At 72.9% G+C, this 17276-nt stretch carries 14 protein-coding genes; 1 reads left to right on the forward strand and 13 read right to left on the reverse strand.

Translation table 11 applies throughout. The features are described from left to right. Nucleotides 1–27: 27 nt before the first annotated feature. The 10 genes from EZ242_RS12785 to EZ242_RS12830 all read right to left on the reverse strand — a co-directional run bounded on the left by EZ242_RS12785 (nt 28) and on the right by EZ242_RS12830 (nt 13440). Entirely contained in the window at nt 28–3627 is a 3600-nt protein-coding gene (locus tag EZ242_RS12785; protein ID WP_135285539.1) for a PAS-domain containing protein, read from the reverse strand. Between the two features lie 127 nt (nt 3628–3754). Next, nucleotides 3755–4156 carry a methylglyoxal synthase gene (locus EZ242_RS12790; protein ID WP_135285540.1) on the reverse strand — a complete coding sequence of 134 codons (402 nt, stop codon included), beginning with the start codon at nt 4154–4156 and terminating at the stop codon, nt 3755–3757. A gap of 6 nt (nt 4157–4162) precedes the next feature. Further along, on the reverse strand, nt 4163–5182 hold the full coding sequence (locus EZ242_RS12795; RefSeq protein ID WP_135285541.1) for an NAD-dependent epimerase/dehydratase family protein: 1020 nt from the start codon (nt 5180–5182) through the stop codon (nt 4163–4165). Between the two features lie 82 nt (nt 5183–5264). Continuing rightward, nucleotides 5265–6974: an FAD-dependent oxidoreductase gene (locus EZ242_RS12800; protein WP_135285542.1), complete on the reverse strand. Its 1710-nt coding sequence runs from the start codon at nt 6972–6974 to the stop codon at nt 5265–5267. Then, a complete protein-coding gene (locus EZ242_RS12805; RefSeq protein ID WP_135285543.1) occupies nt 6971–8158 on the reverse strand; it encodes a glycosyltransferase family 4 protein in 1188 nt (395 codons plus the stop codon). Before EZ242_RS12805 ends, EZ242_RS12800 begins: the two co-directional genes overlap by 4 nt. Nucleotides 8159–8161: 3 nt before the next feature. Further along, nucleotides 8162–9301: a glycosyltransferase family 2 protein gene (locus tag EZ242_RS12810; RefSeq protein WP_135285544.1), complete on the reverse strand. Its 1140-nt coding sequence runs from the start codon at nt 9299–9301 to the stop codon at nt 8162–8164. Continuing rightward, the gene (locus EZ242_RS12815; RefSeq protein ID WP_135285545.1) at nt 9298–10266 is read right to left on the reverse strand and encodes a glycosyltransferase family 2 protein; all 969 of its coding nucleotides are present in this window, start codon (nt 10264–10266) and stop codon (nt 9298–9300) included. Before EZ242_RS12815 ends, EZ242_RS12810 begins: the two co-directional genes overlap by 4 nt. Then, nucleotides 10263–11603, reverse strand: a complete 1341-nt coding sequence (locus EZ242_RS12820) for an O-antigen ligase family protein (protein WP_135285546.1) — start codon at nt 11601–11603, stop codon at nt 10263–10265. The genes EZ242_RS12815 and EZ242_RS12820 overlap by 4 nt, the downstream gene beginning before the upstream one ends. Beyond that, complete coding sequence (locus EZ242_RS22525; RefSeq protein WP_135285547.1) at nt 11600–13114, reverse strand: oligosaccharide flippase family protein; 1515 nt, start codon at nt 13112–13114, stop codon at nt 11600–11602. Before EZ242_RS22525 ends, EZ242_RS12820 begins: the two co-directional genes overlap by 4 nt. After that, a complete protein-coding gene (locus EZ242_RS12830) occupies nt 13111–13440 on the reverse strand; it encodes a MaoC/PaaZ C-terminal domain-containing protein (protein WP_135285548.1) in 330 nt (109 codons plus the stop codon). The genes EZ242_RS22525 and EZ242_RS12830 overlap by 4 nt, the downstream gene beginning before the upstream one ends. A 141-nt stretch (nt 13441–13581) precedes the next feature. On the opposite strand from EZ242_RS12830, the gene EZ242_RS12835 reads away from it, so the two are divergent. Then, entirely contained in the window at nt 13582–13950 is a 369-nt protein-coding gene (locus EZ242_RS12835; RefSeq protein WP_135285549.1) for a hypothetical protein, read from the forward strand. On the opposite strand, the gene EZ242_RS12840 is transcribed toward EZ242_RS12835, so the two are convergent. The 3 genes from EZ242_RS12840 to EZ242_RS12850 all read right to left on the reverse strand — a co-directional run bounded on the left by EZ242_RS12840 (nt 13922) and on the right by EZ242_RS12850 (nt 16918). Then, nucleotides 13922–14809: a DMT family transporter gene (locus tag EZ242_RS12840; RefSeq protein ID WP_135285550.1), complete on the reverse strand. Its 888-nt coding sequence runs from the start codon at nt 14807–14809 to the stop codon at nt 13922–13924. The genes EZ242_RS12835 and EZ242_RS12840 overlap by 29 nt on opposite strands. An 85-nt stretch (nt 14810–14894) precedes the next feature. Continuing rightward, a complete protein-coding gene (locus EZ242_RS12845) occupies nt 14895–15419 on the reverse strand; it encodes a methylated-DNA--[protein]-cysteine S-methyltransferase (RefSeq protein WP_135285551.1) in 525 nt (174 codons plus the stop codon). Next, entirely contained in the window at nt 15416–16918 is a 1503-nt protein-coding gene (locus EZ242_RS12850) for a DNA-3-methyladenine glycosylase 2 family protein (RefSeq protein ID WP_420821248.1), read from the reverse strand. Before EZ242_RS12850 ends, EZ242_RS12845 begins: the two co-directional genes overlap by 4 nt. Nucleotides 16919–17276: the final 358 nt, after the last annotated feature.

Consider the following 17276-nt stretch of genomic DNA (forward strand, 5'->3'; position numbering starts at 1 on the left):
CCGGGGCGCGGCGGCGCAGCGGCCTTGTCAGGCCCGTGCCGCCAGCTCGGTGGCGGCCCGCTGCAGCGCCGCCGCCACGTCGCTCGCGCGAATGGGTTTGCTCAGGTAGTCGTCCATGCCGGCTGCGAGGCACTCGTCGCGGTCGCCCTGCATGGCGTTGGCGGTCATGGCGATGATCCAGGGCCGCTTCGGGCCGCCCGGGATGGCCTGGCGCAGCTGCCGCGTGGCGGCCAGGCCGTCCAGGATGGGCATCTGCACGTCCATCAGCACGATGTCGAAGGGCCGCCCACCCGGCGCGCAGGCGGCCGCGACCGCATCGACGGCGAGCTGTCCGTTCTCGACGATCTCCACGGCGTAGCCCAGGCTGGCGAGCAGGTGCTCGGCCACCATCTGGTTGATGTCGTTGTCCTCGGCCAGCAGGACGCGCAGCGCCGGTGCGCCCTCGGTGGCCGGGGCGATCGGCGCGGGCGCGGCAGCTTCCGCCGCAGGCGCCGGGGGCGATGTCCTGTCCAGCACGGCCGAGAGTGCCTGCTGCAAGGCATCGCGCCGGAAGGGCCGGCGCAGGACCTGGCTCGGCGCGAGGTTCCCGGGCAGCGAGGAACGCGATTCGCAGCGCAGCAGCAGCCACGGCGTCTCGGGGATGCACTTGCCCATGCAGTCCAGCAGGTCGGACGCTTCCGGCACGCGCTCGTCCAGCACCAGCGCCGCCGGCGGCTGCGGGCCGCAGAGCCGTTCGCGGGCCGCCTGGGCACTGCGGGTGCAGTCCACCTGCCAACCCCAGCGGCGCAGCTGGGCGCACAGGATCGCGCCGGCGCGGGCGTTCGAATGCACCAGCAGCAGCGTGCCGTCCTGGTGGAAGGCGGGCGGGCTGGACGGCGGTGCATCGGGGTCCGCTTCCAGGGGCAGCTCGAACTGGAAGTCGGAGCCTTCACCCTCGCGCGAGTCGACCCAGATGCGCCCGCCCATGAGCGTCACCAGGCGCCGGCAGATGGCCAGGCCCAGGCCGGTGCCGCCGTACTTGCGCGTGGTGGAGGCATCCACCTGGCTGAACACCTGGAACAGGCGGTTCATGCGGTCGGCCGGGATGCCGATGCCGCTGTCCTGGACCGAGAAGTGCAGCAGCGCGCGTCCCTGCGCGTCGTTGCGGCGCGTCACCTGCACCACCACTTCGCCGGCCGGGGTGAACTTGACCGCGTTGCTCACCAGGTTGACCAGCAGCTGCCGCAGCCGCCCGCCGTCACCCATCACGTGCGGCGGCACGTCATGGGCCACGTCGTACAGCAGCTCCAGGCCGCGGTCGGCGGCGGCGCCGCCCATGATCTCCAGCACGCTTTCGATGCACTCGACCAGGTCCACGGACCCGCGTTCGAGTTCCAGGTGGCCCGACTCGATCTTGGAGAAGTCGAGGATGTCGTTGATCAGGCGCAGCAGCGCGTCGCCGCTGGTGCGGATCGCCTGCGAGAACTCGCGCTGCGTCGGCGTGAGCGGCGTGGACAGCAGCAGGTCGCTCATGCCGATGACGGCGTTCATGGGGGTGCGGATCTCGTGGCTCATGTTGGCCAGGAACTCCGCCTTGGCGCGCTCGCCGGCCTCGGCCACGTTCTTGGCATGGATCAGGGCGGCTTCGGCCTCCTTGCGCGCGGTGATGTCGCGGGCGATGCCCAGCAGGCCGAGGCAGCGGCCCTGCTCGTCGCGCATGGGGACCTTGACCAGCTCGACGTACTGCACGCTCGCGTCGGGCCGCACGATGCGTTCCTCGTAGAGCAGCGGGCCGTCGGCTTGCAGCGCCGCCGCGTCGGAGGCCGCGTGGCGCCGGCCGACCTCGGGCCCGAAGAGCTCCTGGCTGGTGCGCCCGATGACGTCTTCCTCGGCCAGGCCGTGGTGGCGCCGGTGCGCGGGGTTGGACAGGCGATAGGCGCCCTCGGCGTCCTTGAGCCAGACGCGGTCGGGCAGGTTGTTGACCAGCGTGGCAAGCTGCGCGCGCTGCGTCGCCAGGGCCTCCTGCGCCTGCACATGGGCCGAGACGTCGGTGAAGGTGCGAACGGCGCCGCCGTCGGGCAGGGGCCGGGTGTGCACTTCCAGCATGCGGCCGTCCTCGGTCTTGCGCAGGTAGGTCTCCGGTCCCTGCAGCGCACTGAGCTTGTCGCCCAGCGAGACGTAGCCGCGCGCCTGCGCGTCCACGTACTCGAAGCGGGGGCCGAAGTCGCCACGCTCGATCTGGAAGCGCACCAGCTGCTCCAGCGTGGGCCGGCTCGCCATGAGCGCCTCGGGCAGGTCCAAGAGCTCCTGGTGGCGCCGGTTGGAGAGCGTGACGCGGCCCTGCGCATCGAAGGCAGAGATGCCCTGGCTCATGCTGTCCAGCGTGATCTCCAGGGCTCGGGTCTTCTCGGCCAGCGCCTCCTGCGCGTGGACGTAGTCGGTCACGTCGGCGAAGGTGCGCACCGCACCGCCTTCGGGCAGGGGATGGTTGGTGATCTCGATCACGCGGCCCGCGCGCGTGCGGCGCAGGTAGCGCTGCACGTGGGCCATGGCCGCCAGGTGGTTGACGCCGCGGTGCGCGATCAGCGGCTGGACGGCGGGATCGAGCAGTTCGTTGTGCTCGCCAAAGTCGCCGCGCTGCGCCTGGAAGCGCACGATCTCGTCCACGTGCGGCGCGCCGGCCAGCATGGACTCTGGCAGCTCCAGCAGCTCGAGCATGTGGCGGTTGTACAGGACGATCCGCCCCTGCGCATCCAGCCGCGTGATGCCGCGGCCGGCATTGTCCAGAGTGAGCTGGAGCGCGGCCTCGTAGCGCTTGAGTTCGGAGATGTCGGCGTGGATGTAGAAGATGGCCCCGTTGCGCGCCGGCTGGGCGATGATGCGGCACCAGCGCCGCTTGGGCAGCGGCACTTCGAAGGGGGCGCCCGCCATGCGCAGGCGCTCGAGCAGCAGCGCCATGCCGCGCTGCCGTTCGGGGTTGTCCGGCTCGCCGGCGGCCTCCCAGGCCCGCGCGTACATCGTCATGGTGGTCTCGCCCAGCACGGACAGGGGGCAGTGCGCACCGTACAGCCTGGCGAAGCCCTCGTTGGCCCAGGCGATGCGACCGTTCGGCGCGCAGACGACCAGCGCCTCGGGCACGGCCTCCAGCAGGGCGCTGCCCTGCTCGGCCAGGAAACCCAGGCCGCCCGCGCTCTCCTGCGGCAGCGGCTGCAGGGTGCGCCACACGCGAACCCGCCCAAGCCCACGGTGCAGGGTGGAGGACACCTGCACCCGCAGGCCTGCGTGCAGGAACTCGAAGGGGCGCGTCTGCCGCCGGTGCCGCTCCACGCCGGCGGCGACGTACTGCTCGATGCGGGGCATCTCGTCCGGCTCCAGCCGGGTCTCGTAGAAGCGCCGCAGGTTGTGGCGGTAGTGCTCCCCCACGTGGATGTGGCCCAGGTGCTCGGGAAACAGGCGCAGGAAGGCGCGGTTCCAGACCAGCGCATGGTCCTCCAGGTCGAAGGCGCACAGCGCCACCTCGATGCCGTCCAGCGCCTCGCCCTGCAGCCGCATCTGCTCGCGCCAGGCAGCCGCTGCGACCGGCTCCGGCACGGGGCTCTCCTGCGGCTGCGGCACGGTCGCGTCGGACAGGGGGAGGTTCGGTTGCACGGGTTCGGCTTTGCGCCCGATGGGCTGGCCGATTCTAGGGAAGGGGCGTGGCGGCCCCTTGATAAAAATCCCACCTCGCGGGCCTGAAGCGTGGCGCGGCCGCGACTGCGAGGGGCCGCGGCGCCGTTCAGGAGCCCGCCTGGGCCTCCAGGAGCGTGGCCAGCAGGCGCCGCGCCGAGGCGACGTTGGTGGCGCAGGCCACGTCGTGCACGTCGCAGGCGCGCAGCAGGGCGCCGATGTCGGGCTCGTGCGGCTGGGGCGTCATGGGGTCGCGCAGGAAGATGAGCAAGTCGATCCCACCCGTGGCCAGGCGCGCGCCGATCTGCAGGTCACCGCCGAGCGGACCGCTGAGCATGCGCTGCACCGGCAGGCCCAGCTCGGCCTGCAGCCGCTCGCCGGTGGTCCCGGTGGCGTAGAGCTCGCAGCGGCGCAGCACCTGCTGGAACTCGGTCGCCAGCCGCACCATCGCGGGCTTCATCCGGTCGTGGGCGACCAGCGCGACACGCGGGGGCGAAGGCGCCGTGGCCATGGCGTTTCACGCATTGCCGTCAGGGCGGGCGGCGCGGGCCTGGGCCGGCGGGTTCCAGGGCCGCGCCTGCTCCTGCGTGCGGTCGATCCACCAGCGCGCGCACTGCTGCACGGCCTTGGCATAGGGCGTCCAGGGCAGGGCCAGCTCGCGCGTGGCGGCCCGGGCGTCCAGCCGCAGGTGGCGCTGCCACAGGCCCAGGAGCCCGGGCGTGATGGGGGGCGGCAGCAGCTGCGCGTCGCGGCGCACGCGCGCCAGCAGCTTGCGGCCGATGTGCAGGGGCGGCCCGGCGACGAAGGCGTCCAGTTGCAGCTGGCGCGAGCGCACGCGCCGCAGCGGCGTGGCGCCGATCGCCAGGGCCAGGTCGGCAAAGTAGTCGTTCCAGCGCGGGCTGTCGGGCGCTGCCAGGTTGTAGGTGCGCAGCTGGTCGGGATGGGGCGGCGCCTGCAGCGCCAGCACGGCGGCCTGGCACACGTCGTCCACGTGCACCAGGTTGGACCAGCCGTCGCCGCCCGGCCCCAGGTCACCCAGGCGGCCGGCCTCCAGCCAGCGCGCGATGCGGCCCACCCAGAGTTCGCTGCCCGGTCCGAAGACGCAGCCGGGGCGCAGCACCGTGACGCTCGCCTCGGGCAGGCGGGCGAACTGCGCCTCGGCGTCGATCTTGGCCCGCCCGTACCAGCCCAGGCCGGCATTCAGCGTGGCCTGCTCGTCCAGCAGGCCTTCCTGCGCGCCGTACACCGACATGGTGCTGAAGTGGACCAGCCGCCGGCACTCGCTCGCCGCCAGGGCCCGTGCCAGCACCTGCGCGCCCAGGGCGATCGCCGGGCCGCTGCCGGCGACGCAGTTGACCACGGCGTCGCACTGCCCCAGGGCCTGGGACAGGGCCGTTTCGTCGCGCGTGTCCAGCCGCAGCACGCCGGGCCCGCCGCGCGAGGACGCCGCCAGCGGCTGCATGCCGGCGGCGGCGAGCCGCGCGACCAGGCGCGCTCCGATGTAGCCCGTGCCGCCGAGGACCAGCACGCGGTTCATCGGGCTGCCTCCGCACGGCGTGCGCCGGGAACCCTGCGCGCAGCGTGCGCCGGGATTGAACGCTTGGGGCGACCCGGCGTGCTCATGCGCTCGCCTCCGTGGCATTCGCCGCCGACAGCTCCAGCGGCGCGGCGCGGCGCGTGGACAGGCGCTCGGCCAGGTGCGCGCCCAGGCGCAGGGACAGCGCCAGGATGGTGAGCGTCGGGTTGGCCTGGCTGGAAGTGGGGAAGGCGGCGCTGCCGGCCACGTAGAGGTTGTCCACGGAATGCACCTTGCAGTCGCGGTCCACCACGCTCTCGCGCGGATCGCGGCCCATGCGCGCGGTGCCGATGTGGTGGCCGCCGTAGGCGCCGTAGCGCAGCAGGTCCTGCTCCAGCGTCTCGCGCGAGTAGCTCAGGCGCGCCGCGCCGCTGCGGGCCATCTCGGCGGCGATCCAGTCCAGGGTGCGGGCCAGCGAGTCGATGTCCTGGGCGCAGTAGCGCCAGTCGATGTGCAGGCGGCGCATGCCCAGGGCGTCCACGCCTTCGCCCAGGCGCACGCGGCTGGCCGCCTGCGGCACCTGCTCGCCCTGCAGCTCCAGGCTGAAGCGGTTCAGGCGGTTGCGCAGGATCACCGAGGGGAACTTGCGCTGCGCGAGCGTGCGGTGGCGCACCCAGTGGGTGAGGAAGGCCGCGGTGTCCAGCGGGTCGGCCATCACGTTCAGCAGGTGGCGCAGGTAGAGCGCGGGCGAGGCGCCCGGTGCGTCGTGCAGGCGCTTGCCGTACTCGTAGCTGATGAAGTGGCGCGCGAGGAAGAGGCCCGAGAGCACGCCGTTGCGGTGCGAGGGGTCGGTGATGCGGGGGAAGTGCAGCCGCGCCACCGCGTTGAGCAGGCCCTCGCGACGCTGCCGGGGCGCGGCGATGGACAGGCGCCGGCGGCAGTAGACCCCGTCGGGCGCGATCTCGTAGCCGTGCCGCACGTCCGAGGGCCGGCCGTGCACCTCCAGGTTGCCGACGTTGCCGGCGATGTGGCACATGTAGTAGCGGCCCACCACGTCGTGCTCGTTGCCCACGCCCTGCGGCACCACGTCGTTGGAGGCGAGCATGAGGCGCGGCGTCTCCAGCCCGCCCAGGGCCAGCACGGTGGCGCGGGCGCTGACCTGCAGGCGCGGTCCGCCCAGCGTGGCCACGTCCAGGGTGCGCACGCTGCCGCCCTCGGGCGCCAGGCGGATGCCGGTGCACACCGCACCCTGCAGCACGCGCACATTGCGCGCCAGGGCCAGGCGGCGCTGGTAGCGCAGTCCGAAGTTCGTCGGGCAGGAAAAGCGCTCGAGCCCGGTACTGCGCACGACCTCGCTGGCGAAGCCGGCGATGAGCGGCGGCGAGTCCGGGAAGGCCTCGCGCGCGTCGTAGGCGTAACGGCCGGCCTCGGCCAGGGCGTTGGCGGCCACGTAGTGGGGCAGCAGGTCCTCGTAGCCGATGGGCCAGCCGCTCGCGGGCACCCAGGGGCGGCGTTCGAAGTCGATCGGGTCGTAGGGCATGCAGCGCCCGCCCCAGATGGCGCTGGAGCCGCCCAGGCCGCGCTGGCGGTAGCGGTGCGCCGGGCTGTGCAGGGCCTCGTCGGCCACTTCGCCTTCGTAGAGGGCCTGGGCCGCCTTGTCGCCGGGCTTGCGGCCGGCTTCCAGCAGCAGCACGGACAGGCCCGTGTCGGCCAGCGAGAGGGCGACCGCGACGCCTGCCGGTCCCGCGCCGACGATGCACACATCGGCCTGCAGCACGCTGCCGGGCGTGAGGTGGTGGGCGTCCTCGATCATTCGCGTCCTTTCGCAGCGGCCTCGCTGCGCACGGGCGGCGCGCCGGCGATGCCGAAGTGGCGCGCGTGCAGGGCCGCGATGTTCTCGTAGAAGCGATCCAGGGAGAACTGCTGGCGAAACAGCGCCTGCCCGTTGTGCTCCAGCGCGCGGCGCAGCGCCGGGTCGCCCAGCACGCGCGCGAGGCCGCCGGCGATGCTGTCCGCATCGCCCGCCTGCACGAAGCAGGCGTTGTGGCCGTCGGTGAGCACGTGCGGGATCTCGCCCACGGGCGTGCAGACGACCGCCACGCCATGGGCCAGCGCTTCCAGGATGGCCAGCGGCAGGCCCTCGTCGTAGGAGGGCAGCACCAGCACGTCGGCCTGCGAGAGCAGTTGCGCGAGGCGGTCCGAATCGGTCCAGCCCGCGAAATCCACGCGCCCGGCCAGGCCCAGGCCGGCGGCCTTGGCGCGGTAGCCCTCCAGGTCCCCGCCCCCGGCGAAGCAGGCCTGCCAGGACAGGCTGGCAAGGCGCGGCTGCGCCAGAGCGCGCAACAGGTCCGAGACGCCCTTGCGCTCGCTCAGGTTGCCCACGAAGAGAATGCGTGCCGGGCCCGGGCGCTCGGCGGCGCGGGGTACCGAGGGCGCCGGCACGCCGTTGATCACGATCTCCACCCGCCGCGCCGGCACGCCCAGCTCGCGGATGACGAAGTCGGCCGAGGCCTGGCCCAGCACGATCACGCTCTGCGGCAGCGAGAACACCCAGCGCACCAGCGCCTTGGCCCAGCCGGGGAAGTCCGGGTAGGCCCGGTGCAGCTGCGCCGCGTGCAGGTGCAGCACCACGGGAAGCCCGAGCGCGCGGCTGGCGGCGACGACCACGCTCTTGCGCACGAGGCTCAGCCGCTCGGCCATGTTCACGTGCACGCCCGCCAGCCGGCCGCTGAGGCGCCCGCGCACCAGGCGCGCCAGGGCCTGGGCCAGCACCAGCATCGACGCGGCGGCACTGCCCGCGCCGCGCGTGTCCAGCGGCCGCAGCTGCGCGGTCTGGCCGGGCTGGGGCTCACCCTGGGCCTGGATCAGGTAGTCGGCGACCTTGAACATGCCGCCCCCGACGGGCGTCCAGGGGCAGGCGATGTAGATGGTGCGCAGCGAGGAGGTGTCGGTGGTCGCGGGGGCGTCGAGCGAGCTGGGCGCGGTGGGCTGGGGCATGTGTCAGGAACGGTGGGCCGAAGGCGGGGAGGGCGGCAGGGGGGCGTTGCGGAAGGCGCCGCCGGGCGAGGCGCCGCCAGGGGCGCCGCGGCCGGACAGGCCCGGCCCGCCGGGTTCGCGCAGCACGCGGCTGGCGATGGGTTCGGTGGTGGGCTTGCGCGCATGCAGCAGCCCGCGCACCAGGCCGGCCGCGTTGAAGCACCAGGACACGACGGCATAGATGCCGCGCGCGAGCGATCGCTTGCGCAGGCTCATGAGGACCACGGGCGCGAGCGCGAGCGCGGTGAGCGCGCCGGCGCGCAGCGGCCACTCCATGGGCCACAGCGGCACGGTGAGCAGCACCGCCCACCAGGCCAGCACGCCCAGGTACAGGCGGATCTCGCGCTGGTTGCGCCACACCAGGCGCAGCCAGGGCTGGCCCAGGGCCGAGCGCAGCAGCTCGCCGGAGCCGCAGATGTAGCCGCTCTTCCAGCGCCGCATCAGCAGCTTGTAGGGCGGCGTCTCGTGGCCCACGTGGGCCACGGCATCGATGGGCAGGCGCCAGAGCTTCCAGCCGCGCGCGCGCAGGCGCACCGCCAGCTCGAACTCCTCGTAGCTGTGGAGGTTGCGGTCGGACAGGTGGCCGGCCTCCTGGATCGCACAGCGGCGGTACAGGCCGCCACCGTCGAGGCGGTCCACGGGGCCCGGCACGCGGTGCGGCTCCAGGCGCTCGCGCGCCGCACGCTCGCGGTACTCCAGGCTCTCCAGGTTGCGTTCGACCACGCGTCCGCCCACGCCCGCCACCTCCGGGTGCTGGGCCAGGAAGGCGAGCGCGCGGTCGAGGAAGCCCGGCAGCAGCTCCATGTCCCCGTCCATGAGGTACACGTACTCGCCCAGCGCGTGCTGGTAGCCCAGTTGCGGCCCGGCGCCGCAGCAGCGTTCGTCGGGATGCGCGAGCTGCACGATGCGGATGGGGTAGGCCGCGGCGATCTCGACCGTGCGGTCGGTGGAGCAGGAGTCGGCCAGCACCACCTCGCCGCCGATGTGCTGCACGGCGCGCAGGGCGCTCTCGATCGCCAGCGCGATGCGGCCCTCCTCGTTGAGGGCCTTGATCACCACCGTCAGGCGGGCGGGGCGGGTGTGGGGTAGTTCGCGGGTGGTCATTGCACGGGCTCCTGTGCGAACGCATCGGCACTGCGCACGCGCCATCGCTGCCAGCGGTCGGCCAGGCCGACCGGCACGAACAGCGTCATGAACATGGTCATCATCCAGCGCCGGCTCAGCATGCTGCCGCGCGCGCGAAGCAAAAAGCGCAGCGACTCGAGGCGCTCGTTCTCGGCCAGCGCGGCGCGGGCCATGGTCACCTGCAGCTGGGCCACGAACCACAGGGCCGACTGCCGGTAGCGCGCCGGGATCGTGCCGTCCATGGCGTGCTGGCGCATGCGCACCAGGAAGGGCGGCAGCTCACGCGCCAGGTCGCGCCGCGTGAGGCTGCCAGGCACCTCGCCGCGGATCGTGGCGTAGGGCGCGTTCACCACCGCCACCGGCGCCAGGTCGGAGACGCGGAACCACAGGTCCAGGTCCTCGCCCCAGGCTTCTCCCTCGATGAAGCGTTCGGGCATGGAGCGCAGCAGCTCGGTGCGGATGGCCACGCTGCTGCTGCAAAGCGGTGTGTTCTTCATCCAGCGCAGGCGCAGGTCGTCGATCAGTTCGGTTTCGCAGAAGGCCTCGGGCACCGGCCAGGGCTCGAAGGGCCTTCCGGTGTGTTCGACCACGGTGTGGAAGCGAGTTCCCAGCATCTGCGCCTCGGGGCAGGCCCGGTGGGCCCGCGCCAGCGCGGCGAGGAACTCCGGGTGCCAGGCATCGTCGCCGTCCAGCAGGGCGACCCAGTCGCCCTGCGCCGCCGCGATGCCGCGATTGCGGGCCGCCGAGACGCCGGCATTGGGCTGGCGGATCAGCCGCACCCGGGGATCGGCGAGTGCGGCCACGCGCGCCGCACCATCGTCGGTGGAGCCGTCGTCCACCACGATCACCTCCAGCGGCGCGAGCGTCTGCTCCAGGACCGATTGCACGGCCGACTCGATGAACCGGCCCTTGTTGTACAGGGGGATCACCACCGAAAACTTCATGAAACGACTCCGTATCTGAGGGGCGCGCGCCGCGGCTCGAGCTGGCGCTGCGCGCTGGCGGCCGCCAGGGTGGCCACCAGCAGGAGATGGGTGAACAGCTCGGTGCCGTAGCCCATGAGGGACAGCGGCACTTCGCTGATGGAACGCACGGCCACAGCGGTGAAGAGCGCCAGCGAGAGCCCGCCGCTGGCGCGCGCGCCGCGGATGGCGAGGATCAGCAGCACGGTCGCATAGATGACCAGCGTGGTGGCGCCCACGCTGCCCGAGCGCGCCAGGTCGTCCAGGAACTGGTTGTGCGCGTGGGTGGCGTTGGGCATGCCGATGGCGGCGCGGTAGACCGAGTCCCAGATCGTGAGGCCGTAGCCGAAGGTGGGGTTGAGCTGCCACTCCTCGATGGCTGCGATCCAGATGCGGTCGCGGCCGGTCAACGTCATGAGCTCGACGGCGCCGCGGCTGTTGGCGAAATCGCGCGCCGCGCCGAAGGCGTCGCCGATCAGCACCCAACCGGCGAGGCCCGCCACGCCCACGATGAGCGCCAGGCAGACCACGATGCCGAAGCTGTTGTCGCGCGGGTTGCCAAGGCGCCGCAGGAACTCGCCGCCATAGCGCACGGCCCCCAGGACCAGGGCGCAGGCCGCCCAGCCGATCCATGCGGTCTTGGACTGCGCGATGAACAGCACGCCCAGCCCCAGCAGCCAGGCCAGGCGGTTGATGCTGCGCCGCTCGTAGGGCATCACCCAGAGCAGCAGCAGCGCCACCTGGGCCAGCATGCCCTGCGTGACCGGGTGGGCGGTGAGGCCGCCGAAGCGCGGCAGGCCGGGAATGAGGCCCTGCGTGTAGTAGATGTCCAGGACCATCGTGGTCTTGATCGGGATCAGCAGCACGCCCGCCAGCATCAGCAGGAACAGCGCGTCGCGCGCGCGCCGCAGCAGCTTCTCGCGGTCGGCCACGCCGACCAGGCAGCAGGCCACGCCCAGGCCGAGCGAGTACATGTACTCGTGGCTGAGATACGGGTTGGCGGCGAACAGCGCGGTCGCGCCGACGGTGCCGATCCAGTACAGCACGAAGGCCATCAGCAGCGTGAAGGAGGGCAGCGGCCGCTTGAGCGCGAAGTGGTTGGCGATCTGCTCGACCGAGGCGACGAGCAGGAACAGCGACACGGCGCGCTGCAGCACCGTGGTGATCGGATGGCGCGCCGTCTCGGCCACGCTCTGCAGGTGCAGGAACTGCTGCGTGAGGTCTCGGTTGACCAGGACCAGGTCCACGGCCGTGAGGAACAGCATGGCCGGGAAGGCCCAGGGCAGGAGGCCGGCCGAGCGGCGGGTGGTGGCTTTCATGCTTGTTTCTCCCGGGCGGTGGCCGAGCCCGCGGCAGGCGCTTCGGCCACGCGCACGAAGGGCAGCAGGCGCGACAGTGCAAGGCGTGCCTGCTCGCCCAGCCATTGCGGCGCGGCCAGCACCACCACGGCCATGGCCAGGAATGACGCCAGGCTGCCCGCCGCGAACGAGAGGGCCGCGTTGTCCATGGGCGCCACCGCGAGCTGCGCCCCGCGCGCGGCCGCCGCGCACCAGGCCGCCAGCAGGGCGCCGCGCACGAACATCGGTGCGAGCTGCGCCCAACGCAACTGCAGCGCGCGCAATCCCGCGGCCACGGTGACCAGCATGCGTGCATAGACCACCACGGCCGAGACGATCGCGGCCCAGCGCAGCCCCTGGGGCGTGAGCAGCCACCAGACCGGCACGGCGACGGCCAGCAGCGGCAGCTGCAGCAGCGCTTCCATGTGCTTGCGGCCGGTGTTCCACAGCACGGGCGTCGACAGGCCCCAGCCGGCCCAGGCGGGCAGGCACAGGAACATGAGCGCGAGCACCCAGGCCGAGTCGTTCCAGTCCGGGCCGTAGAGGAGGGCCACGAGGTCGTGCGCGACCAGGGCCATGCTCACGGCGGCCGGCGTGACCAGCACCAGCACGCAGGCCAGCACCAGCAGCCAGGCCTGGGCCAGGCGCTGCGGCTCGTGGGCCATGCGCGCACCCGAGGCGAGGAAGGTGGGCTGGATGGCGCTGACCAGCAGCGTGTTGGGGATCTGCGCGAAGTTGTAGGCCAGCGTGTACAGGCCCACCGCCTGCGCGTTGAGCAGGCGGCCGATGACGATGCGGTCCAGGTTGCCCAGCAGCCAGTTGACGATGTTGGTCACGAAGACGGTGCGCCCGGTGCGCAGGGCCTGCGCTCCCGCGGCATGCGCGAAGAGCGGGCGCACCGGATGGCGGCGCAGCACGAAGGCGCCCACCAGCGTCACTGCCGCCTGCACCACGCAGGCCAGGGCGAGCGACTGCGCGCCCCAGCCGGCCAGGGCCAGCGGCAGTCCCACGCCCAGGTAGCCCACGCCGTAGCTGGCCAGCTGCAACAGTCCCAGGGAGCGGAAGTTCAGGTCACGCTGCAGCAGGCACACCGCCGGTGCGCTCAGCGCCGTCAGCAGGCAGGCCAGGGACAGCCACTGCACCATGGGCGTCACGCGCGGGTCGCCGAAGAAGTCGGCGAACAGCGGCGCGAGCAGCAGCATTCCCAGCGCCGTTGCCGCGCCCGCGATGCTTTGCCAGGTGAAGGCGAAGCGGATGTCGTTGTCGTCGATGCGCTCCTGCAGCAGCAGGTTCCAGCTGAAGGCCGAACCCGACAGGAAGGCCGCGAAGGTGAGGACCGCGATGCCGATGCCGTAGATGCCGTAGTTGCCCGGACCCAGGGCGCGCGCCAGGGCGACCTGCGCGCCCAGTTGCAGCACGAAGCGGGCGGCCGTGGTGAGGGCGCTCCACTTGACGGCCTTCTCGGCCAGGCTCGCCAGCGTCGCGGCAGTCATGGGCGGGCACTGCCCCAGCGTCGTAGCGCAATGCCCGCGATCAGGGCCAGGCCCACCATCAGCAGGGGGCTGGAGTTGTTTTGCGCCGCCTCACGCGCAGTGTCCTGGGCGTTCACAGGCGACTGCAGCGCGAGTGTGGCATTGGCAAAGCGTGCCGCCGGTTCGGCGTGTGCCGCGGCCTGTCGCACCACCGGCACCTCGGCGGCGGCGGCCGCACTGACCACGAAGCCCTGCGCGACGGGTTGGGGCGCCGGTTGCGCCTCGGCAGCGGTGGCGGCCGTGTGGCAGCCAAGGCAGATCAGCGTTGCGGCGAGCAGCGGGTTCATGTGTTTTTGTCCCTGAGGCGGTGAGTCCAGGGAATTCTGGAAGTGCGCAGCTAGCTGGAGCGTCGGAGAACGCCGTCTCGCGATGGCTCTTTCAGGCTATTCGCGTCGGGCAGGTGCAACGCAACGCCAGAATGCTCAGCCATGCAACCCCTCTCCCGCACCGGCGTGCCCTTGCTGCTGGTGCTGCTTTTCGTCGGAACCCTGATGCCGGGCGCCTGGAAAATCGGCGCCCTGGACCGCATCGGCGGTCCGCTGGATCTGGCCGCGCTGGCGCACGTGCTGCTGTTCGCGGGACTGGCCTTCCTCTGGCCCTACACGCGGTGGCTCGCGCCCCAGGGACGCTGGCAGCTGCCGGTCTTCGGACTCGCGTTGGCCCTGCTGACGGAAGGCCTGCAGTTCTTCGCCGACGGCCGCCATCCGAACCTGGCGGGCGTGCTGCAGGACCTGCTAGGCGTGCTGCTCGGATCCCTGCTGGGGCGGCTCAGCGCGCCGGCGCGGCTCGGCGGCTGAATCCCAAGATGCCGGTGGACAGGGCCGTGCCCAGCACGATGACCGCGCCGCACGCCAGCATCCAGGTCGTCACGCGCTCGCCCAGGAAGGCGACGCCGTACCCGACGGCGAACACCGGGATGAGAAAGGTCACGGTCATCGCACGGGCCGGGCCGGCGCGCTCGATGACCCGGAAATACAGCACGTAGGCCAGCCCCGTGCACATCAGCCCGAGGGCTGCCATGGCGGCCCAGGCCGAGGCGCTGGGCAGGTGTTGCGGCGCCCACCACAGGGCCGGCAGCGCCAGGGCCAGGGTGGCGCCGATCTGGCTGGAGGCGGCCGTGACCAGCGGCGCGATGCCACCCAGGTACAGCTTGGCCGCGCTCGCAGCGATGCCGTAGCACAGGCACGCGGCGAGCGCCGCGAGCACGGCCCAGCCCGATGCGCCCGTTCCCACCGAGGCGGTCTGCCCCGCCAGCAGGGCCACGCCGGTGAAGCCCAGGCCCAGGCCGAGCACGCGGCCGGCGTCGGGCCGGTCCTTGAGCCAGGCCCAGGCCACCACCGCGCCGAACATGGGGACGGTGGCGTTGAGGATGGCCGACAACCCGGTGCTCACGTGCTGCACGGCGAAGGCGAAGAGCGCGAAGGGGATGCCGGAGTTCAGCAGGCCGATCAGGGCGCCGGGCTTCCAGTGGCGGCGAAGTTGCGGGCCCAGGCCGCGCAGCAGCACCAGCGGCACGAGCAGGGCCGCCGCGATGGCGCAGCGCATGGCGGCGGTACCCAGGGGCCCGAACTCCACGACCGTGAGCCGCGTGAACAGGAAGGAGCTGCCCCAGACCGCGGCCAGGAGGAGGAAGTCGGCGAGTGCGTTGCGGGGCATGAGGGCAGGCAGTGTGCCGTCGTAAGGGGGATCCGTTCGGATGGGACCCGATGATTTTTTCGCGCGCTTTGATGCCGCTGCCGCATCAGTGCAGCACACCCTCCAGCCGCAGCAGCGCGGTCTTGCGATCCAGGCCGCCCGCGTAGCCGGTCAGCGCCCCGCCTGCGCCGATCACGCGGTGGCAGGGCACGACGATGCTGACCGGGTTGCGTCCGATGGCCGCGGCCACCGCGCGCACCGCCGCCGGGCGCGCGACGCGCCGCGCCAGCTCGCCGTAGCTGGTGGTGGCGCCGTGGGGCAGCGCGCACAGGGCCTGCCAGACGCTGCGCTGGAAGTCGGTGCCGGCCTGCAGGTCCAGCGGCAGCTCGAAATGGGCCAGGCGCCGCTCGAAGTAGGCGGCGAGTTGGGCCCGCGCCTCGCGCAGCACCGGGTGCCCCGGGTCTTCGGGCCAGCGGCCGGTCAAGGTCGGCGCGTGCTTCTGGCCCTCGAACCAGGCGCCGCCCAGGCCCTGTGCGGTGGCGGCCAGCAGCAGGGGACCGAGCGGGGTCGGGCAGGTGCAGCAGGCCGCGATGGACGGCCGGGGGGTGGCGGGCAGGGTCAGGGCGCTCATGGGGATCTCCTCGGTCGGTACAGGCCCGCCCAGGCACGCACCAGCGCATAGCTGCGCCAGGGACGCCAGGCCTCGGCGCGGGCTTCGGCGGCGCGCTGCGGCTGGCGCTGCTCGCGCAGGCCCAGCGCATGGTGCAGCGCCACGTCGCCGGCGGGAAAGGCGTCGGGCCAGCGCAGTGCGCGCATCGCGATGTACTGCGCGGTCCAGGGCCCGATGCCGGGCAGGCCCGCGAGCTGCGCGACGGTGTCGGCCAGGGGCGCGCCGCCGTGCAGCGCGATGCGTTCCTGCGCCACCGCCTGCGCGAGCGCGCGCAGCGCGGCCTGGCGCTGGCGCACGATGCCCAGGGCGCCCAGATCGTCGCCGCTCGCCGCGGCCAGCACGTCGGCGCGGGGGAAGAGCCGGTCGATGCCGGGCAGGGGCGTGGCGAGCGGTTCGCCGAAACGGGCGACCAGGCGCTGTGCGAAGGTGCGTGCCGCCGCCACGGTGACCTGCTGGCCCAGCACGGCCCGCACGGCGAGCTCGAAGCCGCATGCGCCGCCGGGCACGCGCAGGCCCGCGCCGTCGGGGAAGTCGGCGCCCAGCACCGCATGGATGGCCTCGGGGTCGGCGTCCAGGTCCAGCGCCTCGCGCACGCGCCGGATCACGGCGGGCAGCGCCGGTTGCAGGCCGCCGGACACCTCCAGCCGCGCCTGGGCCGCCTGCGGCTCGAAGCGCAGCGTGAACCAGCCCGCATGCACCTGACCGCCGCAGGACAGGGCCAGGCTGCGCGACCACTCGGCGCGGTCGGTATCGATGCGTTCCACCCCCGGAAGGCCGCGCGCGGCGAAGAAGGCGAGCAGGGCCTGCGCGTCGTAGGGCGGCCGCAGCCCCAGCCGGACGGTGCAGGAGGCGTCCGCGCCCGCGGCCTCGGTGCCTTCGCGGCGCAGGCCGGTGGGACTGAGCCGGTAGTGCTCCATGAAGGCCGCGTTGAAGCGCCGCAGGCTCGCGAAGCCGCTCAGCGCGGCCACCTGCGTGACCGGCAGGCGGGTGTCGGCCAGCAACTGCTTGGCGGTGAGGAGCCGGCGCGTCTGCAGGTACTGCAGGGGCGACACGCCCCAATGCGCTTCGAACACGCGCCGCAGGTGGCGGTCGGTGACGCCCAGGCGCGCGGCCAGCGCCGGCATCACCGGCCCTTCGGGCAGCGCCTCGGGCGCATCGAGCCGCCGCGCCGCCTCGCGGGCCAGCAGAGCCCCCGCATCCTGCGCCGACCAGGCGATGCTCGCCGGCGCGAGCTCGGGCCGGCAGCGCAGGCACGGCCGGAAGCCCTCCCGCTCGGCCTGTGCCGCGTGGCGGAAGAAGCGGCAGTTCTCGCTGCGCGGCCGCCGCACCCGGCACACCGGGCGGCAGTAGATGCCGGTGGAGGTGACGCCGACGAAGAAGCGGCCGTCGAAGCGCGCGTCGCGCGAGCACAGCGCGGCGTAGCAGGCGGCGGGATCGAGGGCGTCGGCCACGGGGGACATGCGGGGCATGATACGCAGCCGCGGGTCAGCGACTGGCCGTTTTCGGACATGGTGTTCCGGTTGGTGCAGTGTCCGGACCTGGCGGCTGAAGTGCGCCACTCGATCCTTTTGCGGTGGCGCGTCGAGTTGCGGTTCTTCGTTCGTGGCTTGCCGGGTCTCGCCCCGGCGGGCGACCTCCTTTCTTTGTCTCGCCAAAGAAAGGAGGCAAAGAAAGGCGACCCCGGTGGACGTGTCCCTCTTCACCGCTCGCGCGGTGAAGAGGGACACCTGCGGTGCTCGGCCGGCGGGGGAAGCGGGCCAAACTCGCCCTGCGGGCTCAGACACGGCCCGCTTCTTTTTCCCCGCCGCCCTGCGCTCC

This window comes from Ramlibacter rhizophilus (assembly GCF_004681965.1).
GTDB classification, from domain to species: domain Bacteria; phylum Pseudomonadota; class Gammaproteobacteria; order Burkholderiales; family Burkholderiaceae_C; genus Ramlibacter; species Ramlibacter rhizophilus.

Excerpts from the sequence above, each read along its gene's own strand:
- EZ242_RS12815 (WP_135285545.1), bottom strand. The coding sequence starts at position 10,266 with ATGAAGTTTTCGGTGGTGATCCCCCTGTACAACAAGGGCCGGTTCATC.
- EZ242_RS12845 (WP_135285551.1), bottom strand. The coding sequence starts at position 15,419 with ATGAGCGCCCTGACCCTGCCCGCCACCCCCCGGCCGTCCATCGCGGCC.
- EZ242_RS12800 (WP_135285542.1), bottom strand. The coding sequence starts at position 6,974 with ATGATCGAGGACGCCCACCACCTCACGCCCGGCAGCGTGCTGCAGGCC.
- EZ242_RS12850 (WP_420821248.1), bottom strand. The coding sequence starts at position 16,918 with ATGTCCCCCGTGGCCGACGCCCTCGATCCCGCCGCCTGCTACGCCGCG.
- EZ242_RS12790 (WP_135285540.1), bottom strand. The coding sequence starts at position 4,156 with ATGGCCACGGCGCCTTCGCCCCCGCGTGTCGCGCTGGTCGCCCACGAC.
- EZ242_RS12820 (WP_135285546.1), bottom strand. The coding sequence starts at position 11,603 with ATGAAAGCCACCACCCGCCGCTCGGCCGGCCTCCTGCCCTGGGCCTTC.
- EZ242_RS12840 (WP_135285550.1), bottom strand. The coding sequence starts at position 14,809 with ATGCCCCGCAACGCACTCGCCGACTTCCTCCTCCTGGCCGCGGTCTGG.
- EZ242_RS12835 (WP_135285549.1), top strand. The coding sequence starts at position 13,582 with ATGCAACCCCTCTCCCGCACCGGCGTGCCCTTGCTGCTGGTGCTGCTT.
- EZ242_RS12830 (WP_135285548.1), bottom strand. The coding sequence starts at position 13,440 with ATGAACCCGCTGCTCGCCGCAACGCTGATCTGCCTTGGCTGCCACACG.
- EZ242_RS12810 (WP_135285544.1), bottom strand. The coding sequence starts at position 9,301 with ATGACCACCCGCGAACTACCCCACACCCGCCCCGCCCGCCTGACGGTG.
- EZ242_RS12795 (WP_135285541.1), bottom strand. The coding sequence starts at position 5,182 with ATGAACCGCGTGCTGGTCCTCGGCGGCACGGGCTACATCGGAGCGCGC.
- EZ242_RS22525 (WP_135285547.1), bottom strand. The coding sequence starts at position 13,114 with ATGACTGCCGCGACGCTGGCGAGCCTGGCCGAGAAGGCCGTCAAGTGG.
- EZ242_RS12805 (WP_135285543.1), bottom strand. The coding sequence starts at position 8,158 with ATGCCCCAGCCCACCGCGCCCAGCTCGCTCGACGCCCCCGCGACCACC.